The organism is Salinimicrobium sp. WS361, from assembly GCF_050750585.1.
GTDB lineage: Bacteria > Bacteroidota > Bacteroidia > Flavobacteriales > Flavobacteriaceae > Salinimicrobium.
Genome location: NZ_JBOJLM010000005.1, coordinates 57,621 through 82,723, shown reverse-complemented (window position 1 = coordinate 82,723; position 25,103 = coordinate 57,621). Strand labels below are relative to the sequence as shown.

Annotated in this window: 22 protein-coding genes; 7 read left to right on the top strand and 15 right to left on the bottom strand. The window is 42.6% G+C overall.

Annotated features, from left to right (window positions below; translation table 11 throughout):
- Window positions 1-3: 3 nt before the first annotated feature.
- Together ACQ93I_RS06415 and ACQ93I_RS06410 are read right to left on the bottom strand one after the other, a co-directional pair.
- Window positions 4-768, bottom strand: a complete 765-nt coding sequence (locus ACQ93I_RS06415) for an ABC transporter ATP-binding protein (protein ID WP_431697876.1) — start codon at window positions 766-768, stop codon at window positions 4-6.
- A gap of 1 nt (window position 769) precedes the next feature.
- Window positions 770-1,549, bottom strand: coding sequence for an MlaE family ABC transporter permease (locus tag ACQ93I_RS06410; protein WP_431697733.1), 780 nt, complete (start codon window positions 1,547-1,549; stop codon window positions 770-772).
- A gap of 178 nt (window positions 1,550-1,727) precedes the next feature.
- On the opposite strand from ACQ93I_RS06410, the gene ACQ93I_RS06405 reads away from it, so the two are divergent.
- Window positions 1,728-2,678 carry a 1-phosphofructokinase family hexose kinase gene (locus ACQ93I_RS06405; protein ID WP_431697732.1) on the top strand — a complete coding sequence of 317 codons (951 nt, stop codon included), beginning with the start codon at window positions 1,728-1,730 and terminating at the stop codon, window positions 2,676-2,678.
- Here the strand turns inward: ACQ93I_RS06405 and ACQ93I_RS06400 are convergent.
- From ACQ93I_RS06400 to ACQ93I_RS06365, 8 genes are all read right to left on the bottom strand, one after another.
- Window positions 2,675-2,944, bottom strand: a complete 270-nt coding sequence (locus ACQ93I_RS06400; protein WP_431697731.1) for a hypothetical protein — start codon at window positions 2,942-2,944, stop codon at window positions 2,675-2,677. The genes ACQ93I_RS06405 and ACQ93I_RS06400 overlap by 4 nt on opposite strands.
- Entirely contained in the window at window positions 2,931-3,845 is a 915-nt protein-coding gene (locus tag ACQ93I_RS06395; protein WP_431697730.1) for a hypothetical protein, read from the bottom strand. The genes ACQ93I_RS06400 and ACQ93I_RS06395 overlap by 14 nt, the downstream gene beginning before the upstream one ends.
- Before the next feature lie 67 nt (window positions 3,846-3,912).
- Window positions 3,913-4,485, bottom strand: a complete 573-nt coding sequence (locus tag ACQ93I_RS06390; protein ID WP_431697729.1) for a pseudouridine synthase — start codon at window positions 4,483-4,485, stop codon at window positions 3,913-3,915.
- 225 nt (window positions 4,486-4,710) lie between these two features.
- Window positions 4,711-5,379, bottom strand: coding sequence for a helix-turn-helix transcriptional regulator (locus ACQ93I_RS06385; RefSeq protein WP_431697728.1), 669 nt, complete (start codon window positions 5,377-5,379; stop codon window positions 4,711-4,713).
- A 98-nt stretch (window positions 5,380-5,477) separates the two neighbouring features.
- Complete coding sequence (locus ACQ93I_RS06380; RefSeq protein ID WP_431697726.1) at window positions 5,478-6,128, bottom strand: helix-turn-helix transcriptional regulator; 651 nt, start codon at window positions 6,126-6,128, stop codon at window positions 5,478-5,480.
- Between the two features lie 10 nt (window positions 6,129-6,138).
- Entirely contained in the window at window positions 6,139-9,159 is a 3,021-nt protein-coding gene (locus ACQ93I_RS06375) for an AAA family ATPase (RefSeq protein ID WP_431697725.1), read from the bottom strand.
- Window positions 9,156-10,379: an exonuclease SbcCD subunit D C-terminal domain-containing protein gene (locus ACQ93I_RS06370; protein WP_431697723.1), complete on the bottom strand. Its 1,224-nt coding sequence runs from the start codon at window positions 10,377-10,379 to the stop codon at window positions 9,156-9,158. The genes ACQ93I_RS06375 and ACQ93I_RS06370 overlap by 4 nt, the downstream gene beginning before the upstream one ends.
- Before the next feature lie 136 nt (window positions 10,380-10,515).
- Window positions 10,516-11,787 (bottom strand): carboxypeptidase-like regulatory domain-containing protein, encoded by a 1,272-nt coding sequence (locus ACQ93I_RS06365; RefSeq protein ID WP_431697722.1) that lies wholly within the window; start codon window positions 11,785-11,787, stop codon window positions 10,516-10,518.
- 553 nt (window positions 11,788-12,340) lie between these two features.
- Between ACQ93I_RS06365 and ACQ93I_RS06360 the strand changes: the two genes are divergently transcribed.
- From ACQ93I_RS06360 to ACQ93I_RS06345, 4 genes are read left to right on the top strand one after another with little or no spacing between them, the layout of a single operon-like run.
- Window positions 12,341-15,985: a chemotaxis protein CheB gene (locus ACQ93I_RS06360; protein ID WP_431697721.1), complete on the top strand. Its 3,645-nt coding sequence runs from the start codon at window positions 12,341-12,343 to the stop codon at window positions 15,983-15,985.
- Between the two features lie 4 nt (window positions 15,986-15,989).
- Window positions 15,990-18,200, top strand: a complete 2,211-nt coding sequence (locus ACQ93I_RS06355; protein WP_431697720.1) for an ATP-binding protein — start codon at window positions 15,990-15,992, stop codon at window positions 18,198-18,200.
- Window positions 18,201-18,212: 12 nt separating this feature from the next.
- Window positions 18,213-18,782, top strand: a complete 570-nt coding sequence (locus ACQ93I_RS06350; RefSeq protein ID WP_431697719.1) for a response regulator — start codon at window positions 18,213-18,215, stop codon at window positions 18,780-18,782.
- Window positions 18,760-19,347, top strand: coding sequence for a biliverdin-producing heme oxygenase (locus ACQ93I_RS06345; RefSeq protein ID WP_431697718.1), 588 nt, complete (start codon window positions 18,760-18,762; stop codon window positions 19,345-19,347). The genes ACQ93I_RS06350 and ACQ93I_RS06345 overlap by 23 nt, the downstream gene beginning before the upstream one ends.
- On the opposite strand, the gene ACQ93I_RS06340 is transcribed toward ACQ93I_RS06345, so the two are convergent.
- Window positions 19,318-19,968 (bottom strand): class I SAM-dependent DNA methyltransferase, encoded by a 651-nt coding sequence (locus tag ACQ93I_RS06340; protein ID WP_431697716.1) that lies wholly within the window; start codon window positions 19,966-19,968, stop codon window positions 19,318-19,320. The genes ACQ93I_RS06345 and ACQ93I_RS06340 overlap by 30 nt on opposite strands.
- Window positions 19,944-20,303: an STAS/SEC14 domain-containing protein gene (locus ACQ93I_RS06335; protein ID WP_431697715.1), complete on the bottom strand. Its 360-nt coding sequence runs from the start codon at window positions 20,301-20,303 to the stop codon at window positions 19,944-19,946. The genes ACQ93I_RS06340 and ACQ93I_RS06335 overlap by 25 nt, the downstream gene beginning before the upstream one ends.
- A gap of 163 nt (window positions 20,304-20,466) precedes the next feature.
- On the opposite strand from ACQ93I_RS06335, the gene ACQ93I_RS06330 reads away from it, so the two are divergent.
- Together ACQ93I_RS06330 and ACQ93I_RS06325 are read left to right on the top strand one after the other, a co-directional pair.
- On the top strand, window positions 20,467-21,630 hold the full coding sequence (locus ACQ93I_RS06330; RefSeq protein WP_431697714.1) for an MFS transporter: 1,164 nt from the start codon (window positions 20,467-20,469) through the stop codon (window positions 21,628-21,630).
- A gap of 203 nt (window positions 21,631-21,833) precedes the next feature.
- Window positions 21,834-22,331, top strand: coding sequence for a VOC family protein (locus ACQ93I_RS06325; RefSeq protein WP_431697713.1), 498 nt, complete (start codon window positions 21,834-21,836; stop codon window positions 22,329-22,331).
- On the opposite strand, the gene ACQ93I_RS06320 is transcribed toward ACQ93I_RS06325, so the two are convergent.
- The 3 genes from ACQ93I_RS06320 to ACQ93I_RS06310 all read right to left on the bottom strand — a co-directional run bounded on the left by ACQ93I_RS06320 (window position 22,332) and on the right by ACQ93I_RS06310 (window position 25,100).
- The gene (locus ACQ93I_RS06320; RefSeq protein WP_431697711.1) at window positions 22,332-22,835 is read right to left on the bottom strand and encodes a rhodanese-like domain-containing protein; all 504 of its coding nucleotides are present in this window, start codon (window positions 22,833-22,835) and stop codon (window positions 22,332-22,334) included.
- A gap of 116 nt (window positions 22,836-22,951) precedes the next feature.
- Window positions 22,952-23,473 (bottom strand): hypothetical protein, encoded by a 522-nt coding sequence (locus tag ACQ93I_RS06315; protein WP_431697710.1) that lies wholly within the window; start codon window positions 23,471-23,473, stop codon window positions 22,952-22,954.
- A 7-nt stretch (window positions 23,474-23,480) separates the two neighbouring features.
- Complete coding sequence (locus ACQ93I_RS06310; protein WP_431697709.1) at window positions 23,481-25,100, bottom strand: FMN-binding glutamate synthase family protein; 1,620 nt, start codon at window positions 25,098-25,100, stop codon at window positions 23,481-23,483.
- Window positions 25,101-25,103: the final 3 nt, after the last annotated feature.

Below are 25,103 nucleotides of genomic sequence, written 5' to 3'. Positions count from 1 at the left end.
CTTTTATTTAAAGAAGGCCCTTATTCTGGGGTCTTCAGAAGTTGATAGTTCCTCAAAAGTTCCCTGTGCATAATTAGTACCGTCAAGTAACAGGATCATCCGGTGGGAGATCACTCTGGCACAGTCAACATCATGGGTAATGATCATTGAAGAAGTTTTATACCTTTTTTGAACGCTGGACATTAATTCAATGATCTCTTTGGCTGTAATGGGATCAAGGCCGGTAGTGGGCTCGTCATAAATAATTATCTTGGGTTTAAGAATGAGTGCCCGTGCAAGGGCTATCCTTCGCTGCATCCCGCCCGAAAGTTCATTGGGCATAAGATCAATGGTCCTGGCCAGCCCTACATTTTCAAGTGCTTCAAGTACAAGTTCATCGGTATCTTTGATGTTCATTCTTTTGGTGTGCCGCCTCAATGGAAACTCAAGATTTTCTCTCACCGTCATTGAATCGTAAAGAGCACTACCCTGAAACAGGAACCCAATCTCTGCTCTAAGTTCATCCATTTGAGTGCGGTCAAGTTTAGTGATGTCCTGACCTAATACTTCAATCGTCCCGCTATCCGGTTCCATGAGACCTACAAGACACTTGATCATTACCGACTTGCCCGAGCCCGATTTCCCCATGAGTACCAGATTTTCGTTCTCGTACATTTCCAGGTTAAAATCCTTCAACACCACCTGGTCTCCAAACTGCTTGTGCAGGTTTTGGATTCGTATCACCGGTTTCCCTTTTGGTGTGGAAGAAGATGTAGGTTCGGCCGTCATGCTATCCATATATTAATTGGGTTAGAAAAACTGCTATAAAATCTATAATGAAAAGCAACATGCTCGTATATACTACTGCGGAATTTGAAGCCCGACCCACACCGGCTGTTCCTTTACTGCTATTGTAACCCTTGAAACACCCCACCAGCCCAATAGCAAATCCGAAGAAAAAGGATTTTCCCGTAGCAGGCAGGAGGTCCCTGAAACCAAGGGCACTAAAAACCTGATTAAAGTACAGCATAAAAGAAACCTGCCCTTTAATGTTCTCTACCAGGGCCGAACCAATAAGTGCAACAAAGTCACCAAAGATTATAAGCAGCGGAAGCATAAGGCTCGCAGCAAGAATTCGGGTGACAACAAGATACTTGAAAGGGTTGGTGCCCGAGACTTCCATGGCGTCTATTTGTTCGGTCACTTTCATAGAACCCAGTTCGGCACCTATGCTTGATCCAATTCGTCCGGCACAAATAAGGGCGATGATCACCGGGCCAATTTCTCTGACTATAGAAATACTAATCATATTCGGGATCCACGATGAGGCACCAAACTCCTCTAAGGTTGGCCTGGATTGGAGTGTGAAGACCAGGCCAAGAATAAAACCTGTTACCCCTACGAGTAACAAAGATTTATTCCCCATTTGGTAACATTGCCGTAAAAACTCTTTGAATTCAAAAGGCCGGCTGAACAATTCTTTAAAAAATCGTGTGGCAAATCTTGACAGCCCTCCAATTTCAGCAAAAAAGGAGTACAGGTTTTTTTTCAATGGAAAACTTTCAGCCATTCCCTTCAGTTTCTAACTTAAAACTACTTTATAAATCTCGAAATAAGTATGATATCTCTCAGGTTTACGTCAGGCTTCAGAAAATATCAAAAGCTTTTTCAGAATTTAACATTGCAGTTTTAGGGTTAAAAAACTAATCTGTAAATTGGAGAGTAGACTAAATAAAAAAATATAGGCAATGATAATTACCTTAACTGCCAATCCTGCCCTGGATATTTATTCAAAAACCGAAAGGCTCGAACCCAATGAAAAATTGAGATGTGAGGCACCGCTTATTGATGCGGGAGGAGGGGGAGTAAATGTATCCCGGGTGATCAAAAGGCTGGGTGGCCAATCTACCGCCGTTTATGCTAAAGGTGGTCACACAGGAAAACTTTTCTATGATCTTCTGAAAAAGGAAGGGGTGACACAAAATCCTGTAGAGGTGGAAAATGATTTGCGGCAGAATTTTGCAGTTACCGAAACTGCCACTGGAAATCTCTACCGTTTCGGTTTTCCTGGGGCTCAATTGCAGGAATCGGAATATGTGGCTTTACTTGAAAAAGTAAGCAATTGTGAGAAAGGTGATTTTCTCGTGGCAAGCGGGAGCCTTCCCCCTGGTGCACCTTCCAATTTTTATGCCCGCGTAGCTGCAAAAGCAAAAACCTGCGGATTAAAATTTGTGCTTGATACTTCAGGAAAATCTTATCAGGGAGTACTGGAGGAAGGAGCTTATCTATTAAAACCGAATAAAAGGGAACTCAGCGATCTTACCGGGCAATCGGCAGAAAATCTGGAGGAGCAAAAAAGCGCTTTGCTGAAGGTGCTCAACAGGTATCCTGTAGAGATCATTGTACTTTCTTTGGGTGGCGAAGGTGCTTTACTGGCCACAAAAGGGGGAGTAGAACACTATCCTGCTCCGCAGGTGGAGCACGTTAGTTCAATAGGGGCAGGTGATAGCATGGTTGCCGGTCTGGTTCATGCCCTTTCTACCGGGCAACCTCTCAAAAATGCCATTTTATATGGCCTGGCCTGTGGTAGTGCGACTATAAAGTCTCCTGGGACTGAGCTGCTTAAAAAAGAAGATGTAGAGATGCTTTATGAACAGCTCCTTAACCAAACTTCGGGAGAGAATAGGATCCAGCATTAAGTTAGTGCCGGAAAGCTGATCCCCAGGATCAACAGGTTAAGAATAGTTCCATATTTCGCGTCCTGCCAGTTCAATGTGATAAGGAATTGCGAAAGTATCGCTCCAATAATGGCCAGGACCGGCCAGTAGTCGAGATTCATTAGAAAATATACATCTGCCATAAAAATAAGGGCTGCACTGGCTAACCACAGTACTCCCTCAAATTTATTGATGTTTCTTGAAAGTGTTGGTAAAAAATCATCATGAAAAGCTTTAACAAGCCCCATGAGATGTAAAATTGCATGTAAAAGCAGGAGGATAGAAATTAAAACTTTCATGGCGTAAAGAAGATGTTTTAATGGTTTTACGGATTCTTTTCAAGGGAGTTACATACTCGTTTTCCGGTTTCGGGATGATTAGAAACGGAATTTTAGGATTCGAAATTAAACTCAAAAAATCTAAGCTATCTGTTTTTCTTTTTAGACCCGGTACATTTTGGGGCAGCAATTGTAAATCTACTTTTTGTTCATCTTTTATATCTGAATTATAATATTCTTGCTGAGAGAACACCTTTACTATAGGATGATATATATGCAACAATTTTTTAAGCCTGAAGCTATCAATTTTTGCCTGTTGAACATTCACATCTCCTAAATAAAGCTTATGAATTTCAAGTGAAAAACTGAAGTTTCCGAAGATCTTTCTCACAGGGGCAAGAGTAGTAGATGAAACTGGAATTCCCGGTTCAGCTATAAGTAACAGCTTTTTGGGAAGCCTGGGCTTTGTGATGTCCGGGAGTGTCAAAAATGGTATTTTTAACTCTGCATATAATTTAACTAAAGCCCGTAAATTCTTTAAAGATCTATCTTTCGCATCCAGTATGGCCAATGAGAAGTGTGCTTTTCTTTTCTCAAGGTCTTCGGGAGAATTCAGGAGGTGCAGGTTATAATTTTCAGCCGGGAAAAAGCTCCTGATCTTTTTCTGAATGGCATCTAATTCCTGTTTGATGACGAACTCGAGACAACTTAACTGGGATTCATTGTAAGACGGCCCGCAAGCCAATCTTTGTTTCATAGAAAAGGTCTCGAAATAAAAATGAGTTTTTCGGCCTCTCATGAGATGAAGGGCGTAGAGCAAGCCACTTCGGGGAAGCGACGACACATCTGAAGAGATCAGAATATTGTTCATAGCCGAAAAAATTAGAACAATAATTTACTGAAAATTCCAGATAGTTTACATGATTTTTATCAGATTATTAATAGGTAAAATTCTTAACTTCAATAACTTCTCCCGAATTTAAGCTGTCAAGTTTCTCCTGGCCTATACGTACCCTTACCAGCCTAAGAGTGGGAAAACCGGCTGCTGCAGTCATTTTTTTTACCTGTCTAAACTTGCCTTCAGTGAGTGTAATTGAAATCCAGCTGGTAGGGCCGTGCCTTTCATCCCTAATTGGTTTTGCCCTGGGAGGAAAATCAGGAAGAGATTCCAGCATCCTGGCTTCGCAGGGTTTGGTAAGATATTTTTTTCCATTGATCCCTATCTCAACTCCGTTACTTAATTTTTCAATGTCCTTTTCTTTAATGAGGCCATCTACCTGCACGTAATATTCTTTTTCTACATTCCCTCCTGTAATCTCTGCACTCACCTTACCATTGGTGGTAAGCAAGAGCAGGCCTTCCGAATCTTCATCCAACCTGCCTATCGACATAGTGCCTTCGGGGAAATCCCATAGTTCTCCCAGCATTTTCTTCTTGCGGCGCGTGCGCTGGTTGCTCACGAACTGGCTTAAAAAGCCGTAGGGTTTATATACTTTAAAGTGTCTGTGCATAAAATAGTACCACAACAATATCTTTTTGTTGTTCGTAGGCAAAAATAAGACTTTGGTCTTTGAATTTTAACAGAAAAAGGGAGAAAATCCCCAAAAGTGGGTATTGGTGGAGGCGGTGTGAAATACTACTTTTATCACGTGAAATTGTACCGGATATTTCAGAAATGAGTCCGGTGCGACGGAGTGAAAAATCGGGGGTGTAGGGGCCCCGATTTTTTTTTGTGCTTAAATAAGATCGTAGGCCCGGGCGTATTCCGTAAATTCAAAACTGGTAGAAATATTCAGTTTCTTTTTTATATTCTTGCGGTGAGTGTGCACGGTGTCTATAGAAATGTGCAGTTCTTTTGCAATATCTGCCGAGCTCTTTCCCAGAGCCACCAGTTTTAAAACTTCCTTTGCCCTTTTTCCAAGGCTAAGAAATTTACTCAGGTTTTCTTTGAAGAACATATTTTCCTTTAAAAGCCGCTCTGCTTTATTTTCAATATGCTTCATGCGGTCAACGGGAAATGCGACAGTGACCAAATGAGTGGCTGAGCCATCATCAGCCTGATGAAAGATCCTTATAGACCCAATGTGCCATACCCATTCCTGGCGGTCTTTAAATTTCACCTGCTGAAAAAAAGTAAAGGTTTCTTCTGGATCCTTTTTTTGAAGCAGCTTTCGCAGTTTCACTATGAAATCTTCCATATCTTCATTATTGAAGAAACGGTCATGGTATTTAGGGCCCATTTTAGAAAGCTCCTCTAAAGAAACTCCCAGTTGATATAGCCCGCGGGAGCTCATGTAAACAGTCTTGAAGTCTTTTTCCCTTAATTCATGGACTATGACCACACCGGGCATAGCTTCTGCACATTCAGAGAAGATATTCAGTTTTTGTTCAAAGGTTGGCTGCAAGTTTCCGGGTGTTTGCTATTTAAAAGTAGCACAAAACACAGGTTCTTTAAAAAAAGCTTAAGGAAAATCGATAAAGGGAGCCCTTTTTTCGATATCTATCACAATAGGTCATATGCCCTGGCATATTCCAGGAGTTCAAATGAGTTGGAAACCTCCAGTTTTTTCCGAAGAGATTTTAGATGAGAATTCACCGTATCTGAAGAAATGTTTAATCGCTCTGCAATTACATTAGTTCTAATTCCCTTTCCTGCCAAACCAAGGGTTTCGACTTCCCGCGGACTCAACTTTACGTATTTTTCAAGGTTCTTCCGGGCAAAATCTGTTTCTTCCATTAAGCGCTCAGCCCTTTTTATCGTCCACTCATAATCTTTAAGCGGCACAGCGCAGGTGATAGTGTGAGTAGGTTGAAAATGAGCTTCGGTATGAAAAACTTTTATTGAAGCCGCATACCATTGAAAGCTTCCCTGAATTTTGACCTGGTGAAAGAAAGTATAGGTTTCATCAAGTCCTTCCAATTCAATCAACGACTCCAGCGATTCCAGGTAATCACTTATGTAGTTTGATTTAAAAAAGAGATTTTGGTAATTCTCCCTTGTGGCCACCAGTTCATCAAGAGTCAAACCCAGCAGTTCCAGGCCGTTTGAGGTCATAAAAAGAGGTTTGAAACCATCTATTTCATTAATCACGGTAATTCCCGGGAGCTTTTCAAATTCTTCTGAAAATGTAGAAATTTTTTCTTCTACTGTCATAAGTCATAATTTATCCTATTACCTCCAGTGAACTATAGCCCTGGCCATTTCTGCTAAGTCTTATCTGCGTGGCAATTCGTTCTTTTAACGAGTCTACGTGGCTAATAATTCCAATGGTCTTAGATGATTCTGCCTGCAGCTTTTCCAGCGTATCCAAAGTTTGGTCGAGAGTTTCAGGATCAAGGGTGCCAAAACCTTCATCGATGAACAAGGAGTTGATCTCAACATTTCTGGAAGCCAGGTCGCTTAAAGCAAGCGCCATAGAGAGGCTTAACAGAAAAGTTTCACCTCCCGAAAGTGTCTTTACCGAGCGTCTTTGGCCTCCCATATGCTCGTCTATGGCTACCAGGCTGTCATCTTCGTCTTCTAAAGGTTTATCTATCCTGTAACGGTCGCTTAGATCCTGAAGCCTGCGGTTTGCCAAAATGAGGAGCTGTGAGAGACTGAGATCCTGTGCAAAGTCGTTAAATTTCTTCCCCGTGGCGTCTCCCACGAGCTGGTTGAGCAGTTCCCAACGTTTTATTTTGCCCTTTACTTCTTTAAGATCTTCCTCAATAGCAGCAATTTGAGCTCGTCGCTCTTTGTCGTTTCGCAATTTGCGCCTCAATTCTTCACACTCCTCATTTAAAGAAGTTAGTCGTGTTTTTGTCTCCTGAAGCTGCTTTAAAAGATTTTCCTCGCTTTGTGGCACATCCTTTTGTTGTAGCTCTTCGAGTTGCGTTTTAAGCGTTTTTAACGAGGCTTCAATTTGCCCTTTTTGAGAGGTAAGTTCTTCCCGCTTTCTGTTGAGCTGTGAATATTCTGTTTCGGGTAGAAGTCTTTGAAGGGCTTCAGAAATATCTTTGCAACCGGCTTCAGAAATACTGGGGTGCAGAAGTTTTTCCAAAGTTTCTAGCTCGGCAGATTTATTAGTCAGTTTTTGGTTGAGGTCTTTTCCCTGGCTGGCAAGCGAATTTTGTTGGTGTTGCAGCGAAGTCCACGAATTTTGCAGCTCCAGGCAGTCGGTATCAATATCTTTCCCGCTGTACAGGTCGTCAAGCTCTCTTTTGATCTTTTTTCCCTCTACCAGTACGTTTTGAATTTCGGTAAGTATGGGGAGCCCGGTTTTAATAGCATTCAGTTTCCTGTTTTGTCTTTCAAATTCATCAAGCAGGCTAATCTTTTCTTCACTGCTGTTGCAGAATTCTTCCCAGCCTTTCCCTGCCGGATTGATCTTCAAAAATACCTCTTCAAAATGCCTTTTTTGAGCCTCCAGTTTGCTTCGGTTTCCCTGGATGAGCAGTTGAAGTTCGCCAATTCTCTTTTGATGGTGCGACAGGCTGGTCTCACGGCTGGTCACCTGCCTTTCCATTGCCGAAAGCTCTTTTTTCAGCTTTAAAAGTTCCTCCTGTAAAGTGTCATTTTTGGCAGGTAAGTGTGTCGCGTAAGGATGTTCGGTGCTGCCGCAAAGTGGGCAGGGTTCGCCGTTCTTCAGGTTATGCCTGTGTTCTTCCAGGCTCGCCTTGAGCATCTCATTTTCTTTTTTTAGTTGCAGATTCTCCACATCTTTTTGAAGGATTTGCATCTCTTTTTTTACTGAAGCCACCTCCTGCGGAAGATTTTCAACCTGCTTCAGCAGTTCTTTTTCCTCTTTTGTTGCCCTTTCAATTTCTGCGGAAAGATTTTCTATCGCCACCCATTCCTGTTGTGCTTTTCTTCCCTGCTGAAGGAGTTCCCTTAACCTGATTTTTTCGGTTTCTATTTTTTGCAAATCAATCTCTTTCAGCTGATCTTGAAGCTCCTGAAGCCTGTTTTCGCCCGCAGCTTTCATTTCTTGCAGCTTGAGTTCTTCGCTTTTAAGATCGCCATTCAGCTTAAACGGAACTTCTCTTAATTCGAGGTCAAAGCGATCCTGCAGGTTGCGATAATGGCTCAGTTTTTCATCCCGTTGCTGCTGAAGTTTTCTCACATTGCGGGAAAAAGCTTGCAGGCTGCTCTCAATCTCTTCTGTAGCAGGTTCATTTTTCAAAAAGCTGGAGATGTTCTCAAGGCACTGGCTAATGCCTTTCCTGTTTTTTTCTACGCCACCAGCATGCCTGGCAAGTTCTTCCTTTATTTCCCTGCAGCGGGCATCGAGATTTTGCCACTTGCGCAAATCTCCGGCAAAGCCTTGTACCTGCTCGTGTTGCTTTAGCTTTTCTCCCTTTTCTTTTTCAAAATTAATAAGGTTTTGGGTGGCATTGAGCTGTAGTTTCTCCTGTGCTGCAATTTGCTCCTGCTGTGAAGAAATATTCTTCTTGAGTTCTTTTAGTCTTTCCAGTTCGCGGGTTTCCTTCTCCAGCGGCTCACACATGCCCGATTTTTGAGTAAGAGCTTTAGTGAGCTTCTGCAAAACTTCCTTCTCTAAAAGGTCTTTTTGAAGCACATTTATTTCCCGCTGCCTGTCTTCAATTTCGGCATTAACTGTTTTAAATTTCTGGTAGACTTTGACGCCTACCTGCCTGTAAATTCCTGTCCCCGTGATCTTTTCAAGAAGCTCCCCGCGTTCATCTTTTTTTGCCTTTAAGAACTGGGCAAAATCTCCCTGTGCCAGCAGCACCGATTTTATGAACTGGTTGTAACTTAAGCCTATGAGCTCTTCGTTCTTTGAAGGAACATCAGACTTTTTATAGTCCAGCGGTTTGCCGGTAGCCAGATCGTACAGGAACATTTCATAATCGCGCAGGTTGTTGTTGCGATTGGTTGAAATGCTCCATTCTGAAGCGTAAATTCCTTTTTTTGCCTCGTAAGTAACCTTTGCAAAAGCCTCTTTTTGATTGCGGGTAAGCAGAGCACCTTTATTAATAATGTCGTTCTTACTAATCTTTCCCAGGCGCGGCACCATGTTGAAAAGGGCAAGGGAAATCACGTCAAGAATTGTGCTTTTTCCGCTACCGGTGGGCCCAGTAATTGCAAAGAGCGAACTTACCGTAAAAGGCACTTTGGTGAAGTCTATCTCATGCTTTCCCTTGAGGGAATTGATGTTCTCAAATTCTATTTTTAAGATCTTCATATTTCTGCATTTTCCTCCCGGTGCAACTCTTCAAGTATTTCGTCAAAAGCCGAAAGGATTTCCTGTTTTGTTTCGGTATCGTATTCGTGCTTTGCAATGAGCTCCAGGAAAACATCTTTGGGCTTCAAATCCTGTAATTGTTTATCGGCACTAAAAGCCTGGCCTGCACCTTTTAACTGATTTTTAAAACCTGCCCTGTGTTTTACAATCCGGTAACCTTCCTTTTGAAAACCCGAAACCAGTGCATCGAGGTCATAGATCTTTAAGGCATCATACTGCTCCTCTTTAAGCTCTACTTCGATGAGGCTCTCAAGATCTTTTTTCTCCTCTAACTGATCCAGTTTTAAGCTGATTTGTTCAAGGTCACCACTTATCTTTAAAAGTGCGCGAAACCCCGGAACAGGAACACTTTTTGGTTCCCAACCTTCTTCAGAATCAATGATAAGTACTCTTTTTTCATCCCGCCGTTCGCTGAAGGACAGGGGCAGGGGAGAACCGCTGTAAAATGCAGGTACAGCAGCGGCTACTCGTTGAGGTTTATGGATATGGCCCAGGGCAATGTAATTGAAATAGCTACCAAACCTGGAGGCTTCAAAAGCTGCGAGATTCCCTATCTGAATTTCTCTTTCACTTTCTGAAGTTTCAATACCTGCGGTGAAGAGGTGGCCCATGGCCAGTGCAGGTACAGCCGGAAACTGCCGTTCACAAATTTGTGCGGCTTCAAAAAAGGTATTCTGAATGCCATTTTTGAGAGCTTCAAGACGGTCTTCATGAGTTTCGGATTCTGCTGATTTCCGAAGATCGGCATCGCGCAGAAACGGAATGGCAGCAATTACCAGCTCTACATTTCCTTCCTTATTTTTGATGGGAATGATTAGTTCTTCCAGGTTTGAGGGCATTCCGCCAATAATTTCGATATCCAGCTCTTTAAGGATCTCTTTTGGCGCCTCGAGCATGGCAGGAGAATCGTGATTCCCGCCGGTAAGAATGATCTTGCAGTCAAACTGGTTCATCTTTACCAGCGCGCGGTAGTACTGGCGCCTTGCTTCGGAAGATGGATTGGCAAGATCAAAAATATCTCCCGAAACCAGCAGAACATCAATTTTTTCTTCTTCAATGGTCTTGCACAGCCAGTTGATAAAGAGGTCGAAATCTTCGGCCAGTTCAGATTTGTGAAGTTTTTTTCCAATATGCCAATCGGCCGTATGCAGGATCTTCATTGGGTTTAACTTTTAGCTTCCGAAGTTAAAGGAAAGCTTGGTGCCCTGCAAAGTTAATGACTTATACGACAAAATATGTCCTCTCAAAAATGTGCTTTTAAAATGCCATTTTTGAGAGGTATTTCATCAAACAGATCTAGTTGTTTTCTAACTTGTCACGTATTTTATCTATCGCGCTTTCAATAGATTCATCGGGTTCAATTATGTTATTCTCACCCCAGAAAGAAAGATCTGCAAAGCCCGAAATATCGTCATTCATGATCACCTTTCGGCTTAAAAAACTATTGTCTCTTTTAACTTTTTCGGTATTCACCTCCCAGTTGGTCACGGCGAGTTCGCTGTTTACCTTGTAACGGGAGTTGAAGAGTTTGCGTTTCCAGTTTACCACAAACTCCAGTTGGGTATTGCCATAGCCAAAATACCAGCGGCCGTCTTTTTGCCTGTAGGTAATGTCGTATTTCACTTCTACGGGATAGACCTTTGTTCCGCCAGGTTTTTTCTGAACAAACAGATCTGTCGCAGCCGAGCGGTTATCTACGTTAAGATTAAAAGAAGCTTTGATCAGGGAAAAAGTGTTGGCATCAATGAATAGTTTGCCATAATACCAGGGCATCCTCTTATCCAGTTCCTCAAAATTCACAACGTAGAGGTACTGTTCGTCAATTTTGGTAGGATTGTCAAAGCTGAATTTGAAATTAGAAAGATCCCGCTGGTTGAAGATATGGGTGGGATTTTTCATGAGGTCTATGCTCAAAGGATTGTAAGGCCCACCCCGCAGTTTAAGAGCAACCGTATCCAGCCGGTCATAATCGGCTGTTTTTCGTGCCTTCACCAGGGAAATATCGTCATCACTATTAGAATCATAAGGTTGTTTGTGAATTTTTACAACGGCTTCAGAAAGAGAGACATTTTTTCGGCCTCTTTTTATAGCTTCCCGGTAAAAGGCAGTCATGGTTGTACGGTCGGTAAAATAGTTGTTTCCGCGGGTTTCCAGCATATTGTGTACCAAAGCAGCGGGATCGGTATAGGTGAAGATACTGACCTCATTGAGCTCTTCCAGAGATTCTTGCAGTGGTATGACAACATTATCCTGCTGAAAAAATTGCAAAGGTATTGTGCGGCTTTGGAAACCCAAAAAGGAAACCTGCACATTTACATCTTCCAGGTTTTGAGGGATCTTTAGGGAGAATTCCCCGTCATTGTTGGTCACTGTAGAAATGTTGGTGTTTTGAACAGAAAGGTAGGCACCGGCCAACGCATTGTTGTTTTGACTGTTAACAACCTGTCCTTTATATTCTGTATACTCTTGTGAAGGTTGCTGAAAAGCAGTCACAGCTTCTGGAGACAAAACAAAAAATAAGAACAGGATAACAATGGGCCTTGCGAAAAGTGAAATCGGATTTCTCATGGCGTTAATATTATAGGGATACGCTTTACAAGATACTGAAATTTAACTGATTATTAATATTTTACTTCAGGATTTTAAGGGTGCGAGGAGGTGAAAATCTCTAGTGACCAGATTATTGCTTTTGTTCCTTGTGTTTTTCTTATCTTGCTGTATGTAAATAGATTACATTATTTCTTAAAGCTGTTAAGTAAGGAAGGGAGCAGGTAGAAGAATTGGTTTTAAATAGGGGAATAAGGCTGATACTTTGCCCTCTCTTCCAATTATTAATATTCCGGGATAATGCCGATTTTCTGGTTCTTAATTCTTCATCTTTACTTTAACAAATGCAGAAAAACTGCAAAATCATGACAATATCTGGCTGCTAAGCAGTTTTAATTCTACCCGGGCATAGTTACTTAACACATTGTTAACAGTAAAAATTGTTGTATAGAAGTAATTTCACGGCGAATAATTTTTCCAATACATGCTATTGAATTTCCTGCTTGAGATGATTTGTGGGTAACCTGCGATTTGTTTAAAATAGTAAGGATTCTTTGATGGCTCTTTTTTCGTTATGAGTAAGAAAATCAAGAATTCCCCGACTTTACAATCAGAAACAACCCCTTCTTCGTCCAACACCAGAATTGTGGCCGTAGGAGCCAGTGCTGGTGGCCTTGAAGCTCTTAAAGCTTTTTTTGAACATATTCCTCAAGCCACCAAAAGTGCTTACATCATCATTCAGCACTTATCTTCAGATTATAAAAGCATGATGGGAGAACTCCTGTCCCGCAGTACGGGCTTGCCCATAATGGAAGTAGAGGAGGGTATGGAAGTAAAACCGGGGCATATTTACCTTATACCGCCGGCCAATAACCTGGTTATCAAAAACAACAGGCTTAATCTTCTGGAGAAGCCTAAAAACCCTACTCTCAATTTACCTATAGATATGTTCTTTGAGTCGCTGGCAAGAGAACAGCGGGAAAAGGCTATAGGTGTTATTCTAAGCGGTACCGGTAGTGACGGGACCCGCGGCTCACGCGCCATTAAGGAGAGCGACGGAATGATCATGGTGCAGGAGCCCGAAGAAGCCCAGTTTGACGGTATGCCCCGCAGTGCGATAAATACCGGCCTGGTAGATTATGTTCTGCCTGTTAAACAGATGGGAAATGAACTGGACAACTATCTTACGGCACCTTCTATATTCCATTTCAAAGATGGAGATGTGGCCTATGACCAGACAGAGCTTATCAAGATCTTAAATTTCATAGATGAGAAAACAGGACTTGATTTTAGAGAGTACAAAAGATCTACTCTTGCCCGAAGGGTAGCCCGAAGAGTGAGTGTGTGCAAATGCAGATCTTTAGCCGAATATTGTACTTATCTCACCAATACCGAAGGAGAAGTTGATATCCTTTACAGGGAATTTCTTATTGGGGTCACCAAGTTCTTTAGAGACAGTAAAGTTTGGGACGTTCTACGCCAAAGGGTCATCCCCCAAATGGTGAGTTCAAAAGCTGATGGGGAAGTTTTAAAGATTTGGGATGTTGCCTGTAGTACGGGAGAAGAAGCTTATTCTTTTGCCATGTGCTTTATCGAAGAAATAGAAAACCAGGGTAAAAATATTGAGCTTAAGATCTTCGCAACCGATATTGCCGAAAAGCATCTTGAGATAGGCAGCAAAGGCTTATACCCCGAAAGTATAGCGGCCGATGTGCCAGCCGATTTTCTTGCTAAATACTTTAAAAGCAAGCCAAACAAATATGAGGTTGTTGATAAGTTGAGGCGGGCCGTAATCTTCTCACGCCATAACGTGATCAAGAATCCGCCGTTTAGTAATATGGATCTGGTTTCCTGCCGCAACCTCCTGATATATTTTCAGCCTGCAATACAAACCAAGGCCTTGAGTGTGCTGCATTACAGCCTTAAACAGGACGGGATACTCGTGTTGGGAACCAGTGAAAGCGTACATACAGAGCAAAAGAATTTTTCAGAAATTGATCGCAAATGGAAGATATTCAGGAATATACATCCCAATAACAGGCTCGAAGCAGGTCTTTCCCACACGCCAAATTCTACGGCTAAATTTATTAATAACAAGCCGTCAAATAATAGTGCCAGCTATAAGGCTCCTGCCAATTCAAACTTTAATAAGCTTACAAGTGATTTCAACGAGACCGTACTCGATCATTTTAAAGCGGCGAGTGTTTATGTAGATTTAGATTATAATATACTGGAGGCCATTGGAGAATTCAGGAAATATGCCAACCTTCCGGTGAGTGGTTTCTCTACCAATTTGCTGGACATGTTGGGAACAGATTTGAAATATTTGATCCAGAATAGCCTTAAAAGAGCTGAGAAACTTCAGCAAAAAGTTTATTATAAAGATGCCATTTTTGAGCACCACGGGGAGAAGAAAGCAGTAGATATTTTAGTAAAGCCTTTCCTGCGGAACCATGTAGATTCCGAAACCACCTTTATGATCACCTTCCTTGAGAAGGAGCTCAATCTTGACGGGGTAGAAAGTGTAGATAATATTACGCTTACCACCCGCACCAAAGAATATGTTTCCAATCTTGAAGAGGAGTTAAAGCAAACAAAAGAGGAGTTGCAGACTTCACTGGAAGAGATTGAGACCAGCAACGAAGAGTTGCAGGCGGCCAATGAAGAACTTTTGGCTTCAAACGAAGAGCTGCAAAGCACCAACGAAGAACTGCAAAGCGTAAACGAGGAGATCAACACCGTAAATGCCGAGAACATTCAGAAAATGGATGATCTTGCTGCACTTAATGCCGATATTAACAACCTGCTGGAAAGTACGCAAATTGGCACCATCTTTCTCGATGGCTCGCTGTGCATACGCAAATTCACCCCGGCCATAAAGGATCATTTCAGTTTTCTTAATTCTGATATGGGACGGCCAATAAGCCATTTTACCGGGAGTATTGGAAGGAGCAATTTGCTTCAGCGTTGTAAGAGGGTACTTAAAACCGGTAAGACTTTAGAGAAGGCCGTAGTTTCAAAAGACGGGCTGCATTACCTGCGAAGAATATCACCCTACGTAGATTCCAACGAGAAGATTGATGGGGTAGTGATCACTTTCATTGAAATTGAAAACCTGCAAAAGTCAAAAGAGAAGCTGCAGGCGAGTGAACGCAGGTTTAAGAGTTTCTATGAAGAGGACCCTGTAATGCACATAAGCGTTAACCCGCAAAACTATAAGATTGTGCATTGCAACAAAATGGCCATAAAGCAGCTGAAGTATGACTCGAAAGAAGAACTTATAGGGAAATCTATTTACGACCTGTACAACGAAGATTCTCAGGTTGAGGCTTTAAAATCCAATAAAGACTTTGCTGAAAATGGCGTGCTTGTTAATCTCGAGCAGAACATCCTCAGCAAGACCGGAGATATCTTGCCTGTAATTCTAAACGCCACTGCCGAGAGGGATGAAGAGGATAATATCCTCACCATACGCTACACCTTTGTAGAAATTGAAGCTTTAAAAAAGGCCGAAGATCAACTGCGGGAACAAAAAGCCGATCTTGAAAGGGCAAACCGTGACCTGGAGCAATTTGTTTCCATTTGTTCGCACGATTTACAGGAGCCGCTTTCTACGATCAAATTCGGGATAGATATCTTAGGCAAGATCTACGCTTCAAAGCTTGATGAAAAAGGGCAAAATTATGTTTCTTATATAAAACAGGCATCCACAAGACTTTCAGAACAAATAAGGGCCTTGCTGGAGCATTCGCGCATAGGTCGCGAAGGCGTTAAGAAACTCGTAAACACCCGCGAGCTGGTAGAAGTTGTAAAATATGATCTAGGTAAAAGGATAAAAGACACAAAGGCCAAGATCCATATTGGAGATTTACCGCGCCTGGAAGGCTATGAAGTAGAGCTAAGACTGCTTTTCCAGAACCTTATTAGTAATGCCATAAAATATACCCCGAAAGAACGAAATCCTGAGGTGCGTATTTCGGCATATAGAGAAGGCGATTTCTGGACCTTCACCGTTGTTGACAATGGCGTGGGGATTGCAAAAGAAGACCAGGATAAAATTTTTACAATATTCAACCGTGTCAAGAAACACGACAGCAATGATGGTACAGGTGTGGGGCTGGCACACGTAGAGAAGATAGTTCACTTACACAATGGTACCATTTGGGTAGACTCGCAAGAAGGGGTGGGAAGTACTTTCTACTTCAAGCTTCAGGCTTAATAATATGGATACATCGTCCCTAAAATACCCGGTTCAGGTTGATTTGGAGAACTGTGCCAAAGAACCAATCCACATCATTGGGAAATCTCAGGCGCATGGCGTGCTGGTGGTTTGTGATCGCACAAATTTGAACATCACCCAGGCCGGCGAAAATGCTTCGGAATACTTAGGAATTACTGTAGATGAGCTGCTGGGAAAACCGCTGTCTTACCTTCTGAAAAAGCCATTTTTGGCACCCGATTTTGATGAAGATAGTCTTCCGCAGGAAGTGGAAATAGACCGAAAGAAATTCCTTGTACTTGCTAATATTTCAGAAGAGAGCCTGGTGCTCGATTTTGAGCTACTCGCAGAGATGCAGGATCCATTTTTCTTTCAGAAGCAGTTAACGGGCATCCTGAATAAGTTCCAGGCAGCACGGTCTCTTGAGGAGCTTTCTTCGGAAGCTGCTCATCTTACCCGCAAAATGTTTGGCTATGACAGGGTGATGATCTACCGCTTTGATGAGGAGTGGAATGGCGAAGTGATTGCCGAAACAAAGAATGACGATATGGAATCGTGGCTGGGGCTGCGATATCCGGCTACCGATATTCCGCAGCAGTCCCGCAAAATGTTTCTCAAACACCGGGTAAGGGTCATTGCCAATGTACATTATACGCCGGTACCTCTAAAGCCCGAAATTTCACCCGTTACCGGGAAACCTCTTGATATTTCAAGATCTTCGCTTAGGGCCGTTTCTCCTATTCACATTGAATATTTGAAAAACATGGGCGTGGGGGCATCCCTTTCGGCAGCTATTGTGGTAAAGGGAAAATTATGGGGTCTTATTGCCTGCCATCACCAAACAGCGAAGCACCTGGATTTTTATCAGCGTGAGAGTTGTCGTTTTCTGGCTCAAATGCTCTCTACCGAAATTACGCTGCACGAAACCAGCAGCCTTTTAAATCATTCGGAACAAACCGAAAGTATCCGCCGCCAGCTGGTGGCTCAAATGAAATATCACAACAATTTTGCTGAGGCGCTAAGCAGGGATACCGTACAATTTGTAGAACTCTTAAATTGTGGGGGTGGTGCAATTTTTCACATTAATGAATGGGAACTAAATGGGCAAACGCCTGGGAAAGAACAACTGGACAGCCTGCTCAATGACTTTATAAAAAAGCAGTCAAAAAGCCTTTTTTGGACCCGTAACCTTTCAGCGCTATTTCCTGAAGCCGAAAGTTACAAGGAGAAAGCTTCGGGGCTTTTTAGTTTAAAAATATCTGATAACAAATATATCTTATGGTTTAAACCTGAAGTGGTGCAGGTGGTAACATGGGGAGGGAATCCGCAGAATAAGGTATTTTATAACGAAAAGGAACAAAGACTTAGTCCGCGTAAATCTTTTGAAAAGTGGAGTGAGAAACTCACCGGCTTTTCTGAACCATGGCATGAGCTGGACCGTAACACGGCCCGGGCTTTAAGGGAAAACATTAGCCACGTGCTGCTCACCCGCCAGCGCAGGGAAATTGAAGCCCTAAACGACAAGCTCATAGAAGCCAACCGGGAGCTGGAACTATTTAGTTACGGACTTTCACATGATCTACGGGCACCGGTAAGAGGTATGGAAGGCTTTCTTCAAATACTGCGGGAAGATTTTAGTGAGCCCCTTGGAAGTGAAGGAGTGAGTTACCTTGATATGAGCATGGGCCTCACCGAAAAAATGAATGATCTTATTGACGATATTCTGGAATATTCGAGGTTGGGGCACATAGAGAAAGTAGAGAAGCATGAGGTTGATACTACCGCAATGCTCAAAGAAATACTCGAGCTCTTTAATCTTTCTGCAAATTTCCCTAAGGCACGTATAGATATTCAGGAAGATCTTCCGGCTATGTGGGGTAACCGTAGAATGCTGTTCCAGTTGTGGTCTAACCTGCTTAACAATGCTTTAAAATATTCTTCAGAAAAAGAAGCACCAGTTATAGAAGTAGGTTCAACCCGCATAAATGGGCACGGTACATTTTATGTAAAAGATAATGGAATAGGGGTAGACCCGGTATTGAGCGAAAAGATATTTGAAACTTTTCAACGCGGCGTAGGCAGCAGGTTTAAAGGTACCGGCATAGGCCTTGCTATTGTGAAAAGAATTATAGAAAAACATGACGGCGAAATTTGGGTAGAAAGTGAACCCGGTGAAGGTTCTTTATTTTATTTTTATCTTGAACCCCAAAAGTAGGAGCATACGTAAATGATTAAGATCCCGTTGAGAATATTACTGGTGGAGGATAATGAAGCTGATGTCTTGATAACCCTGCGCACTATAAAAAAACTTGTAGAAGAACCGCATGTGGAGGTAGTTGAAGATCTTTCTTCCTGCAGGAACAAGCTTATCAATTTCATTCCTGATGTTGTAATTTCCGATTATAACCTTCCTACCTGCACGGGGCTGGAGGTACTGCAACTGGTACAGCAAAAAGATGCAAAACTGCCTTTTATCTTCCTTACCGGGACGGTGCATGATGAGGAACTGGCAGCCAACACTATTTTGGCCGGGGCTTCGGGGTTCATTTTGAAAAAGCATATGAACAACCTGGAAGAGAAGCTAAAACCTCTGCTTAAAAAAGTAGTGTTTCGAATGAGCGAGAATGAGGAAATTAGAGAGCGGCTTAGGGAGAACAAGGTTGCTATTAATCAAATCAATGATTATCTCGACAACCTCAAGTCCGATAACCGCGAACAGAAGGAGAACATCAGCAAGATCAAGAATGCCATCAAAGATTTTAAAGCCAGTAGGGATGAAGATAGTAGAGAAGCTTAAGGAGGAAACCCGCGAACTGCATGAACAAATAGAGGATAAGAACCTGGCCCGGAAAATTATGGACCACAGTATTGACCTCACCACCTATAAACTCCTGCTGCTACAGAATTACCTGGCGTATCGCGAAACTGAAACAGAAATACAGAAGTATTTGCCACACTATGAAGGCAAAAAACACCAGCAGTTAAAACAGGATTTGGAACAGCTGGGCGTTACAGGTGAAATACCTTCCAAAAATGGCATTTTTGAATGTCATTCTAAAGCCGAAGCCCTGGGAGCGGCCTACGTGGTTGAAGGATCGGCCTTGGGCGGAATGGTTTTGGCTAAAAACCTTCAGAAATGTGATGCTTTAGATGAAATTCAGCATCATTTCTTCTTTAATGGCGATAAAAATAACCTTCAGGACTGGAAAGCATTCAAAGAAGAGCTCGAAAAATACCCTTTTACCCCTTCCGAAGAAAAAATGGCTGTAGAAAAGGCTAAAGATACCTTCCGGTTCTTTGAAAGCATTTTTAGCAGGGATTTCAATTTGGATCTAGACACCACTTTCAAACACCAGGGATAACAGCCTTGGCACTTTAGACCTGTCATTATTATCAAAATGTTCGTTGAGGTCTAAGAGTTCAAACTTGTGCTCTTTGGCCATGTCAAGAAAATCTGAAAGATGATGAGTAAAGGCGGGAGGCATTTGGTAGCCGCTTTCGGTTTCAAATTTTGCTCTACTGCCTGCATATTGTCTTCCCGGATGAAGTTCACAAATATAGAACTTTCCGTTTCTTTTAAGGCTGCGGGCTCCTTCAGCAAAGATAAAGCTGAGATCCTGAATATGTTCGAGCACGAGGCTACAGGTGACAAGATTAGCCCAGCCCGGCTTTACAGGCCACTCTTTAGTAATATCAGCTTCGATAAAGCTAACATTTTCGGCCTGTGTTTTTTCCTGCGCTTTAGCCATCATTTTTGAAGAAATATCAATAGCGGTAACAAAATCGGCTTTTTGCGAGAGCCATTCGGTGTTTTTTCCTGTGCCGCAGCCCAGTTCCAGGATATTCCCGTAGTGTGGGTTCAAAAAGGTGTCCCTAAGCACCTGGGCTTCGAGGTCACGGGTTCTGTTCTCCATGGCATCGTAAGAGGCTGCCCATGCATTATAGGAGTCGCCGGTGTTCATATTTCTATCTTCTTGATCCAATTTTTAGCTTCGTCTTTTTCGGTTAAATCAAAATACTTGATCGTGGCTCCGGTAAAGGGTTTCATAAGTTGGGTGAGTTCTTTCTCCCAGTCCTTATTCCCCACCATGGCAATACGTTCCAGGTTTTCTTTATTTTTGAAGTCGAATTTGATATCGCGCCACATGGCACTTAAGTTCCAGCCTTCAAATTCTTTCATCTCAAAGTACCATCTTATGGTGCCAAAACTCCTTACTTTCTCCTGTAGCAGGGGGATAAGTCTGTCATAATCTTCATTGGTGAGTTTTTCTTCGGCGACGGTGTAAATAACGTTATGTTCAACCTGGATAGAAATCATAATGTAGTTTTGCTACAATTTCCAAAGAAAAGTGGATTTTGGCAACACGATCGCATGGGAGTAGAGTTAAGCTCTTGTTAATCTATACCTAAGGAATGTTAAGCACTTTTTTCTGAAAAACTAAGAGTTCAAGGCTTTCAGCATTCAAAAATTCCTGCCATCTTTGACTTTTTTAAGAGGTATGGAATCCCGTAAAAAGCAACGTATTGCTCTTAGCACTTTCTTCTTTATGTCGGGTTTTGCTTTTTCTACATGGGCATCCCGCATTCCCACTATCAAAACCCATTTTGATCTAAACGAGGCACAACTGGGAAATCTCCTGCTAGCCATGCCGGTGAGTTCTCTCATAGGATTGCCAATTTCGGGATGGCTGGTGTCAAAATTTGACAGTCGCAATCCTTTAATTGCGGCTTATTTCTTTTTTGCTGTAGGGCTGGTGCTTATAGGAAGTGCATCAAACATGGTGTTTTTGGTGGCAGGCATCAGTGTTTTTGCCTTTAGCATGCGAATACTCAATATCTCCATGAATACGCAGTCTCTCACGCTTCAAAAGTTATTTCCGCGGAAGATTTTGGGCTCCTTTCATGGCCTTTGGAGTACAGGCGGATTGGTAGGGGTGCTTTTTTCTACCTTACTTATTAAGCTGAATGTTTCCATGCAGATCCATTTTTGGATGGTTGCAAGTCTCGGAATTTTACTTGGATTATGTTCTTACTCCTTTTTACTGCGGAAAGATCGTGCCACGGGCGGTAATAAATTAAGGCTTGGTAAACCCGATAAATTCATTCTTTACCTTGGGTTACTCATCTTTTTTGCATCGCTGTGCGAAGGTGGTATGTTTGACTGGAGCGGAGTGTACTTTAGAGAAGTTGTTAAGGAAGAGGTATTCACACTAGGCTATCTTATTTTTATGACCTTTATGGCACTTTCAAGGTTCTTTTCTGACAGGCTTATCGAGAAATTAGGAATGGCCCGAATGTTTGTGGTGAGTTCTTCCCTAATTTCTTCGGGAGTACTTTTAATGGTCCTGTGGCCGAGTTTTTGGCCGGCACTAGCAGGCTTTAGCCTTGTTGGTATTGGGGTTGCGGCTATTATCCCCATGATCTTTAGCCTGGCAGGTACTTCTAAAAAATATTCGGCAGGAATGGCTATTTCGATCATCACTACTTATGGAATTGTTGGGATGCTATTAGGGCCGCCACTGGTTGGTTACATTGCCCATCTTTTTAACCTTAAAATCTCTTTTCTGCTGTTCCTTTTCGCCGGACTTCTATTCATTCCCGTGTCTCAGCTTTTCTTCAGGTTAAAACAGGAAGAGCAGGTGTGATAAAATATTGATTTTCAGAAGCGTTTCATTTATTTGCCATTTTTGAGAGGTGAGCGTTTTATGATTCTTTTAGAAAGACGTTATTCCTAGCTTTTGTATCTTATCTTGATTTCAGAAAATATTCACGCAAGCTTTTAAGATGAAGTATGGAACGGGACGAAGAATTGAATATATTTTATTCGGCTGTAGAAAAATAAGAAAAGATGGCAAACAATGAAGACTATAAAGTGCCTGCTTCAACCCGAATAGGCCACGTTCATCTCAAGGTTTCAGATCTTGAACGGTCTCTGTTATTTTATAACGGGCTGTTGGGATTTGAAGTGACACAACGTATGGGCGATGCAGCCGCATTTTTGTCGGCTGGCGGTTACCATCACCATATTGGCCTCAATACCTGGCACAGTAAAGCTGCACCCCAAGCCTCAAAAAGGGGAGTGGGCCTGTATCATACGGCTATAGTTTATGAGCATAGAAAAGAGCTGGCGCAGGTACTGCAAAGGCTTCTTGACGCCGATTATCCTTTAACGGGGGCGGCCGATCACGGCGTGTCTGAAGCTCTGTACCTCAATGATCCCGATGGTAACGGCGTTGAACTTTATTACGATCGCCCAAAGGAGCAGTGGCCGCATACAAAAGACGGCTCTCTAGAAATGTACACCAGGGCGTTGCACCTTGACCATTTGCTGGCTGAGCTTAAATAGTTAATTTCCTACCGGGTAGCCTTTGTCTATCCAGTCTACTTTAATATTCTCGCGCAGGTTGAGCAGTTGGTGATTGGTGAAATCCATTTCGTTGAGCAGTGCAAATGCAGGCCGAACGTTGGGACAAATATCAAAAGGGCAGCAACCACAGTAGATAAGGATATTGCTGTCTTTTTGTAATGTTTCCAGTTCCTGCCTCAGGTTGTTGAGGCTTTCTTTTTCTCCGGAAGGTCCTGTGTCTTTAGACCCGGGAATTATTCCACCGGCACCAAGGCTAAAAATGACCAGGCTATCTTCGGAATTTTCTAGGAGTTGCACGAGATCTGAAGGTTCCAGAAGTTGCTGCTGAGACCAGGGTTCCTGCTGAATTTCAGGTTTTGCTTCTTCAGCATGTTTTTCCACAACCTCATTATCTGCAACTGCAGATTCTTGATTTTCGTTTTTACAGGCTGAAGTAAATAAGGTAATCAGGCAAATGGCGAAATAGAAGTATTTGTTGATCATGTTTTTTTGTATCCGAAGAAAAATGATATCAGAATTTATAGAAAGTTTACTCGGGGCGTTTGGGTTTTGAGCGACAATGTTAGGCCTTTATTTTGAAAATGAAAATCTGCAGATGATTACCACAGGTTCTTTACTTCATTTTTGATGTAGGCCAGCCCTGTTTCGCTTGGTGGTTGTTGATCGATAAGTGAATTTACAACTTGCTGGCGCAGTTCATTTGCGGTGGTGATCTCTTCCCGGCCTGCAACTTTTCTGATGTTGTTTATCGTAGCATTTTTAGACGCTTTAATGACATTCCAGCATTCGTCAGAAATATAGATTTGTTGTGCCAGGTTATGCTCAAATTCCTGTTCAATAGCCCTTATAAGAAGGGTCAAATAATCTTCTTTGTCATCTCCTGAAGGTTTGATTCTTACAAGAAGATTGCCCGGGGCAATACGTTCCAGGAAAAGGGCCATCCTTTCGTAGGCCTGTAGCCGTAAAGGCAGCGCCTGTTTTTGTGCTTCTTTGTGAAGTAAAAACCGCCGCCGCCGCTCTTCATTGCGGGTGTGCAGGTTAAAAAAATAGAAGGCAATCACGCCCACAACCACTGCCGGTAAAATGTAGAACAGCAGTTCTAAAATGGAATCTTCTGTCATTGGTCAACTATTGATCGGCTACCGAGGTGTCTTCAGTTTCTACCTCTTTCACATCGGTTTCTTTACCTTTTCTGTACGAGCCGCCTAAGTTAGGACATCCTGCCAAAGTAGCAACAGAATCAAATGGAACTTTTGTCTTGTTGTACATGAAAGTTTCGGCTAAAGTTTTTGCGATAAACCTGTCTCCCAGGTTAATTTCCACATCATCCATAGTGAACTGGCAGGGGTGTTCATATCCGCAGGCATGGGTGATCTCCAGAAGTTCCTTCCTGAAATTGTTGAAATAATAATTCACCCTTTCCGATTTGTCTTTTACATTGATTCCTGCCTGTAACCAGCGGTTTTGCGTGGCCACACCTGTAGGGCAGGTGTTGGTATGGCAGGATTGGGCCTGTATGCAGCCCACGCTTAGCATCGCTTCGCGGGCAACATTAATACAATCTACGCCCATAGCAAAAGCCATGGCTGCTTTAGCAGGAAAACCAAGTTTACCACTGCCAATAAATATAATCTGGTTGGCGAGATCTCGTGCCTGGAAGATCTTATAAACATCGGTAAAACCGTAGATCCACGGCAGGGCCACATGATCGGCAAAACTTGGAGGGGCAGCTCCGGTTCCGCCCTCACCGCCATCAATGGAAATAAAGTCGGGTCCGCGGTTGGTTTCGGCCATGATACTCGCCAGCTCCCGCCATTCATCAAGTTTCCCAATGGCGGCTTTTATTCCCACCGGCAGGCCTGTTTCTTCCGCAATTTCTTCTATCCAGTCTACCAGCTCCTGCATGTTGCTAAAAGTGCTGTGAGCCGGCGGTGAGAGTACATCTTTGCCCATGGGCACGTGCCTAATTTCGGATATCTCCCTGGTAATTTTGGATGCGGGCAGCACTCCTCCTTTCCCGGGTTTGGCACCCTGGGAGAGTTTGATTTCTATAGCTCTTATACTGGGATATTCTTTAACAAGCTTTACCAGTTTTTCCATCGAAAAACCGCCGTCTTCATTTCTTATTCCAAAATATCCTGTTCCTACCTGGAAAACAATATCTGCCCCTTTTTTGTGGTAAGGAGACAAACCTCCTTCGCCGGTGTTGTGATAAGCGTAAGCTTTTTTGCATCCAAGATTCAAAGACTCTATTGCTTTGGCAGAAAGGGAGCCGAAACTCACTGCCGAGACATTAATGACCGAAGCAGGCCGAAAAGGTCGACGTCGTTTGTGAAATTCTCCCATTACTTTTGCACAGGCAACAAAATAAGGGTCTTCCCGGTTAATGTGCTTATGGGGCATGTAGTATGGAATTACGGCATTGTTGATAAAGATGTAATTCACTTCATTGATGTCCTGATCTGTCCCAAAACCTTCGTAATTATTGACATTTTTGGAAGATGCATAAACCCAGCCGCGCTCTATGCGGTTAAATGGGAGTTCTTCCCTGTTCCCCGCCACAATGTACTGCCGCAATTCGGGGCCAATGCTTTCGAGCATGTACCTGAAATGTCCTACCAATGGGAAATTGTGGAGAATGATATGCTTCTTATTTATGAAAACGTCATAAATTATTACCAGAACAATAAAAATGAGGAGCCACATCCACCAGGAGATATTTCCCAGAAATTCGAAAATATTATCCATACA